At 65.7% G+C, this 6,528-nt stretch carries 6 protein-coding genes; 1 reads left to right on the top strand and 5 read right to left on the bottom strand.

Annotation, left to right across the window (positions count from 1 at the left end; all coding sequences use genetic code 11):
• Window positions 1-109: 109 nt before the first annotated feature.
• Entirely contained in the window at window positions 110-1,171 is a 1,062-nt protein-coding gene (locus ACODSP_RS09905; RefSeq protein ID WP_488965437.1) for a quinone-dependent dihydroorotate dehydrogenase, read from the bottom strand.
• Entirely contained in the window at window positions 1,171-1,530 is a 360-nt protein-coding gene (locus ACODSP_RS09900) for a DUF952 domain-containing protein (RefSeq protein ID WP_488965436.1), read from the bottom strand. The genes ACODSP_RS09905 and ACODSP_RS09900 overlap by 1 nt, the downstream gene beginning before the upstream one ends.
• 256 nt (window positions 1,531-1,786) lie before the next feature.
• On the opposite strand from ACODSP_RS09900, the gene ACODSP_RS09895 reads away from it, so the two are divergent.
• On the top strand, window positions 1,787-2,008 hold the full coding sequence (locus tag ACODSP_RS09895) for a hypothetical protein (RefSeq protein WP_156344644.1): 222 nt from the start codon (window positions 1,787-1,789) through the stop codon (window positions 2,006-2,008).
• Window positions 2,009-2,110: 102 nt separating this feature from the next.
• Here the strand turns inward: ACODSP_RS09895 and ACODSP_RS09890 are convergent, their stop codons facing one another.
• From ACODSP_RS09890 to ACODSP_RS09880, 3 genes are read right to left on the bottom strand one after another with little or no spacing between them, the layout of a single operon-like run.
• Complete coding sequence (locus tag ACODSP_RS09890; RefSeq protein ID WP_488965435.1) at window positions 2,111-2,548, bottom strand: cell wall hydrolase; 438 nt, start codon at window positions 2,546-2,548, stop codon at window positions 2,111-2,113.
• Between the two features lie 17 nt (window positions 2,549-2,565).
• Window positions 2,566-4,050 (bottom strand): phage terminase large subunit, encoded by a 1,485-nt coding sequence (gene terL, locus ACODSP_RS09885; RefSeq protein ID WP_488965434.1) that lies wholly within the window; start codon window positions 4,048-4,050, stop codon window positions 2,566-2,568.
• On the bottom strand, window positions 4,050-6,416 hold the full coding sequence (locus ACODSP_RS09880) for a glycosyl hydrolase family 28-related protein (RefSeq protein WP_488965433.1): 2,367 nt from the start codon (window positions 6,414-6,416) through the stop codon (window positions 4,050-4,052). The genes terL and ACODSP_RS09880 overlap by 1 nt, the downstream gene beginning before the upstream one ends.
• Between the last annotated feature and the right edge of the window lie 112 nt (window positions 6,417-6,528).

Below are 6,528 nucleotides of genomic sequence, written 5' to 3'. Positions count from 1 at the left end.
CGGCAGACGCCGCTCTACGCTGGGTCCCGGCTTTCGCCGGGATGACGATAGGGGGGGGCCAGTCAACGTAAACCCGATCTAAACCGTTCCCTCAGGCGCCTGACTTTAATCACCCCTTGCGATACGCCGCCCCGACCGCATCGGCAACATGGGCATAGCCGTCATCGGTCAGCCGTTGCGTCAGCTCCGCCTTGATCCGGCTCACCAGAGCCGGCCCCTGATAGGCCATGGCGGAGTAGAACTGTACCAGACTGGCGCCCGCGCGGATCTTGGCATAGGCATCGGTGCCAGATGACACCCCGCCCACGCCCACCAGCGGCAGTTTGCCGCCCAGCAGCTGATAGAATTCGCCCAGAACCTTGGTGGACGGTTCCAGCAGGGGCCGGCCCGACAGGCCACCGGCTTCTGCCGCCAGGGTCGGCGGAATGGCGGCGGGGCGGGCCAGCGTGGTGTTGGAGACGATCAGGCCGTCGATACCGCTATCCAGAACGACGGCGGCGATGTCGGCCTTATCCTCGTCCGTCAGGTCGGGAGCCACTTTCAGCAGCAGGGGCGGCGTGCCCCCCGTCTCGGCGCGTGCCGCCAGACATTGGCCCAGGAGATTGGCCAGCGCATCGCGCGATTGCAGGGTGCGCAGGCCCGGCGTGTTGGGGGAGGAGACATTGACGACCAGATATTTGGCCAGATGCGCCACGCGGCGGATGCAGGCGGTATAGTCACTGGCCGCGTCTACCGTATCCTTGTTCTTGCCGACATTGGCGCCGACGATACCGGGCCGTCCGGCGCGCGCCTCCAGCCGGGCGGCATAGGCGTCCAGGCCCTGGTTATTGAAACCGAAGCGGTTGATCACGGCCTGGGCGGTGGGCACGCGGAACAGGCGCGGCTTGGGATTGCCATCCTGCGGGCGCGGGGTGACGGTGCCGCATTCGACAAAGCCAAAGCCCAGCTTGAGCATGGCGTCCGGCACCTCGGCATTCTTGTCGAAGCCGGCGGCAAGACCGATGGGATTGGAAAAATCCAGGCCGAAGACGCGGGTGGCCAGCACGTCCGGGTCACGCCGCGCCCCGCCGGGGACCAGGCCCGTTTTCAGGGCCGCGATGGTCAGGTTATGGGCCTGTTCGGCATCCATCGCCATCAGGAACGGGCGGGCCAGGGGATAGAGATCGACCATCACAGCCCCCCGCCGGCCACATGCGCCGGCATGACGTGCAAACCATCATCACCCAGCGGCAGCGGATCGACGCGGATGACGGCACTGGGGAGCAGCGGGCCATAGAGATGGGGGAAAAGCTGCCCCCCGCGCGAGGCCTCCCACTTCAACCCCTCACCGCAGGCATCGGGATCGACGGTCAGGAGCAGCAGGCCCGTCTGCCCCGTCCGGTGCCTGGCCGCACTTTCCGGCAATTGCGCGCCTGTGGAGAAATGGATGAAGCCATCGGCCTTGTCCTGGGACGATCCGTCATAAGGGCCAAGGGCCTCGGCCGTCTGCCATTCATCGGCGCGGCACATATGGAAGATGGGGGATGCCATGGTTTTCGTTCAAAAGACAAAAGGATGGACGCCACCCTAATCTGAAAGCGGGGCGACTGCCAGCACGGCCATGGCCCGTGCCAGGAATGCCATCGGCGCGAAAGACCGCGCGAAAGGTTATGTATTGGATGAATACCCCAAACTATACGTCTGAACAGTGGTGCCGGGCCGAAAGCTGCGCCAGTATTTGAACATCCACAGGGCGGGCCGATGTTGCGACCAGCGGCCCACCCCACCAGGGTCAGGAGTAACCGCCATGAAGGACGCGGCCCGCATGTTCCAGGACGTCAATGAAAGCATGCTCAGTGAGCGGATGCGTTTCGCTTTGAATGAAGTGGAACAGATGGGAATTCGCGGCCTGACCGCCGTACCCGTGAAGCCGACGCAGGAGATGCTGACGGCCGGTGCCCGTGCCGGGAATATCAGTATCGAGACGGTGATGGCTGTCTATACGGCCATGCTGCGCGCCGCTGACTAACGGCTTTTACTTCTGCTTTCTGCTTCTTCGTATCTCTTTTTTGTTCCCAGAGGAAAACTGATGCCGTCCCTTCTTCTCCGTGAAGGGACGGCATTTCTTTTTTCAGACGCGGTAAAAGCTGAACCCCGCCAGACTTGCCGTCGGCGTCAGGGATGATGCCCAGTCGGGCAGCGGCTGGGCATCATCCACGAAATGATCGGCCCCACCGATAAGGCCATCGGCCCCGGCCATAGCCCGGCGCGCCACGCGCAGGGCGGCGGCAAAGGCCGGATCATTGCTGTCCACGGCCTGCATCTCTGCATGGCGCGGATCATCGGCCCCCCAAGCCGCGAACAGGGCCGGATCACGCACAAGGTCGGCCAATGTCCGGCCCGGCGACCGGTAGCGGCGGTTGATCGCCGTGGCGGCCAGCGCCTCCATGGCGCGGATACCCCGATCACGGCCATGGGCCCAGATGGCACGGGCCAGCGCATCCAGCGCGGCATCGGGACCGGCGGGTGTGCGCCCGGAAACCGGGGTCAGTGACGGTCTTGTCATCATCCTCTCCTGTTCTGGATCTACAGATCGAAATCGGTCTGGGCCTGAATCGGTCCGGTCTGGCGGGTATGGTCGGGGCGTTGGCGGGCACAGGCGGCAATGGCGCCGGCCAGGGCATCCAGACCGTCATCATGGGACCGCCCGCGCGGCCGCCATTCCCGCATCTCCCGGCCCAGGGGACCGGCGATGACGCTGTCATGGGCGTAAAGCAGGTTGGCGTGCAGCGGGCCGTCGATGCTGCCCAGGATGCGGTCAAGCTTGGCCCGCACCGACCGCTCCTCCCGCACCGTGACCTTGCCCAGCCCCTGTTCACGCAGGGTCCGGCGCAGGGCCTCGGGCAGGAAGGCACCGACGCCATTGACCTCCAGATGGATCAGGCCGACGCCCGTTTCGGCCACCATGGCCGCCAGTTCGCGGCATTGCGCAGCGCCTGCCTCTTCCTCCGACCCCGACGGCACGGACAGGTACAGGGCGCGGTGGATGAAGAACCTGCCCTCCCCATCCTCCCCCAGCAGGACGGCGACGGAGCCGTCCCCCGCCTTGCGCCGCTTCTTGTCGCGCAAACCCAGGGCCGGGTCCCACCAGACACGCAAGGACCGCAGCCGGTGGGGACCCAGACGGAAGCCGGGATTGGCTGTTTGCGGCTGTATCAGGTCCCAGTCATAGGGGATCAGCCGGTCGGCATCCAACCGCCCATCCTCCAGCGAGACCGGCTTCAGCAGCATCTGGCTGGCGAATTTATTGACACTGCTGCGCCGGCGGATGCGCTCAATCGCCTCTGGCGGGAACCGCTCGGGCCAGGCGCTTTTGCCGTCCCCGGTGAAGATCGGTTTCTCCAGCCGGTCGAACCCGTCCAGAAAGGGCACCTCCTCCCCCTCCTCCACGCAAGCGCGGCGGCTATAGATCGACTGAAAGGAATGCGGCGTGCCGATATAGAGCTGGGTGCCGCCCGGTGACAGGACATAGGCGATCTCCCCCAACCGTTGCCGCAACTCCAGTCGCTTTTCCGCGGTACCGCAGGTGTTGGGCACCTCCACATCGTCGCAGACCACGATGTCGGCATGGCTACCCGTGACATTGGCGGTGATGCCCTTGGCCACCATGGAGGGGTCGCGCCCCACCTTGTCGCGGGAGATGGCGAATTCTTCGGCACCCCACAGCTCAGGTTTCGCGGGCTTCATGCCGTGGCACAGCGGGTGGCGTTCCACGATGCGCTTGACCGTGCGCACCATCTTCTTGGCCAGATGCGTATCGGCGGCCAGCACCATGACGCGGCGATTGGCATCCAGGTACAAAAGCCAGGCGCAGAACAGCCCGATCAGGGTGGATTTGCCGCTGTCGCGAAAGGCCAGCAGCAGCAGTTCCTTCGACCCCGCCTGCCAGCGGCTTTCCAGCCAGCCCGCCATATCGGCATGCAGGGCCGGGGTGGTCATGCCCTGTTCAAGGTTCCAGCGATCCAGAAAGCCGATGAAGTCTTCCTTCTCCTCCTCCCCGGCGGTGCCCATCACGTTCGCCCGAGAATGTGCCAGGCGGCACCGTTGGACAGCAGGGTCATGCCGTCGAACTGCGCCGTCAGGGTCTTGGGTCCGCCATCGGGGCCGCCGCTGCCATCGCCGCTGGTCACGTTCACGATGTTGGTGGAAGGATCGGTCTTCTTCACGGTCAGGCGCGTGCCGCTATTGGCAGCCGCCGGGGCCGGCAAGCGCAGCTCCACCACCCCGGCGAAGGCGGAGACAAGGTAATGTTCGGCGCCCAGGTCGGGCTGGAACAGGCCCGCCGCCTCATGGAAATGCACCGTGGCCGGCATGCGGCTGGCCGATGTCACCCACCAGGCGGCACCGTTGGAAAACACCGTCACCTGTTCGAACTGCCGCGCCAGTTTCCAGATGCGGCCATCGGGGCCGGTACCGGTGGCCGCCGTGACGCTGACCATGCCGTCGGATGTGTCGGATTTCTTGATGGTGATGCGCCGTCCCACGGCCTGCGTGGCCGATGGGTTGGGCAGGCGCACCTCCACCGGGCCATCGCCGCCACTGATCAGGTACAGGTCCTTCATCAGGTCGGGTTCGAACAGGCCGGCAGTATCGCGGAATTCGGCATTGCCCGGCTGTCCGGTACGCGCCGTCACCCACCATCCCGCCCCGTTGGACACGACGCTGACATGGTCGTAACGGCTGCACAGCAGGACAGGCCGCCCGTCCGGCCCCGGCCCACCCAGTTCGGTGACGGTGACCGGGTTGGCGGAACTGTCCGTCTTCTTGATGGTCAGGATGCGTCCATTGGCCGTGTCGGCCTTGGGCAGGCGGAATTCCACGGCCCCGCCAAAGGCCGACACCAGATGCGTGGTGGAGGTCAGGTCGGCATCGACCAGCCCGCCGCCGGACGGCTCGACATAATTCGTATCGACGCTGAACCCCTCCACCCGCAGGTCGGTGACATGCGTCTCCTTCAGCAGGTTGCGCAAGGGATAGCCGGCATTGATGGCGGTATAGGCGCGGGACGAGGAGGTATCCCAGATCGGCTGCCCGCCGGTGGCGCTGAACAGGTTGACGATGCTGGTGTTCTGGCTGCCATTGTCGATGCGGATGCCGGGCAGGGCGCCCAGGCTTTCAGCATAGAAATTGACGATCAGGTTCTGATCCGTGGCCGCGCCCAGCCGCAGACAGGCCTGTCCGCCCGGATGCAGATTGGCCTCGCAATCGGTGAAGCTGTTATTGAACCGCCCGGCGGAAATGAAGAAACCGCAGCCGCTGATGGGGGCGGCCAGGGAATAGACGCGCACATCCTGAAACTTGTTGGCATTGGGCGTGTCGCCGTCGCCTTCGACCGTCAACAACACGCCGTGCGCCTGGGGCCGCGCGATCAGGATGCGGGCCACATGGTTCCAGTAACAGGGCCGGTTGGTGTCGTGATAGCCATCAAGGACGATGCCGTTGATGCTGTCCCAGATGGACAGATTCTCCACGACATTCTTCACGCATGGCCCGTCGCGGCCATAAAGCTTCACCCCCGTGGCCCCACCGACAATGCGCAGGTCGCGCAGGCTGGCATAGCCGTCCACCATCTCCACGGCATTGAAGCTGCTGGGATATGTGGGCAGGTTGACGGGGTCGTAGGCGGCGGCGCGGGCCTGGATGACACTGCCCTCCCCCTCCCCATACAGGGTTTGTCCGTAGCCCAGCACGATGGGCGCGCTGGTGCGGTAGGTGCCGGCGGGCAGGAAGACCGAACGATGGGCGGCCAGGGCGGCCAGGATGGCGCCGGTATCATCACTGACCCCATCGCCGACAGCCCCGAAATCCCGCACCGTCACGACATCGCGCAGCTTGTCCGCCACGGCACGGGTGATGGCCCCAGCCCCGTGGGCGGCAATGGTGCCGGCGGTGGGCAGGCTTTCCAGTGGCAGCGCCATGGGATTGCCCGACGCATCAAAACCCAGCGCCGCCCCTGCCCGCACGGAACGGTCGGGCAACAGGGAAGAGGCCGGCAGGTCGGTGGGGGCCGCACGCAGCATGCGGGCCTGATCGGCGGCCAGCTGCTGCACCATGGCGGTCAGGCGGTTCAGCTGTTCATTCAGGCTACGGGCCGCCAGCGGCCCGCTTTCCAGGAAATCCGCCTGCCGGTCCAGCACGACCCGGCGCTCAATGGTGACCAGGGATCCTGCGGGCGGGGCCGCATCCATCTGCACCGCCCCACCCGCCGGATCCCCCAGCCCTTCCAGCGTGTAACCGCTGGTCCAGGGGGCGGCATCGAGATGGAGCGACAGGTCAGAGGGGGCGTAGATCGGGAAAGTGAAGGCAAAGCGGCTGGCCACCCCGTCGGCGACAAATTGCGCGACAGGGCTGGCCGCCGGGATCGGGGCGGTGGGCATGGGGGCCTCTTGGCGGAATAAGGGGAAGGGCATTGGGGCGTCGCATGCGCTACGCTTATGCGACCTACGACGGGTCGTGGGTTTCGTAGGTCGCATAAGGGCGAATGCCCGC

The organism is Niveispirillum sp. FG156 (assembly GCF_057809555.1).
This window is presented reverse-complemented; position numbering and strand designations above follow the sequence as displayed.

Excerpts from the sequence above, each read along its gene's own strand:
- ACODSP_RS09900 (WP_488965436.1), bottom strand. The coding sequence starts at position 1,530 with ATGGCATCCCCCATCTTCCATATGTGCCGCGCCGATGAATGGCAGACG.
- ACODSP_RS09895 (WP_156344644.1), top strand. The coding sequence starts at position 1,787 with ATGAAGGACGCGGCCCGCATGTTCCAGGACGTCAATGAAAGCATGCTC.
- terL (WP_488965434.1), bottom strand. The coding sequence starts at position 4,050 with ATGGGCACCGCCGGGGAGGAGGAGAAGGAAGACTTCATCGGCTTTCTG.
- ACODSP_RS09880 (WP_488965433.1), bottom strand. The coding sequence starts at position 6,416 with ATGCCCACCGCCCCGATCCCGGCGGCCAGCCCTGTCGCGCAATTTGTC.
- ACODSP_RS09890 (WP_488965435.1), bottom strand. The coding sequence starts at position 2,548 with ATGATGACAAGACCGTCACTGACCCCGGTTTCCGGGCGCACACCCGCC.
- ACODSP_RS09905 (WP_488965437.1), bottom strand. The coding sequence starts at position 1,171 with ATGGTCGATCTCTATCCCCTGGCCCGCCCGTTCCTGATGGCGATGGAT.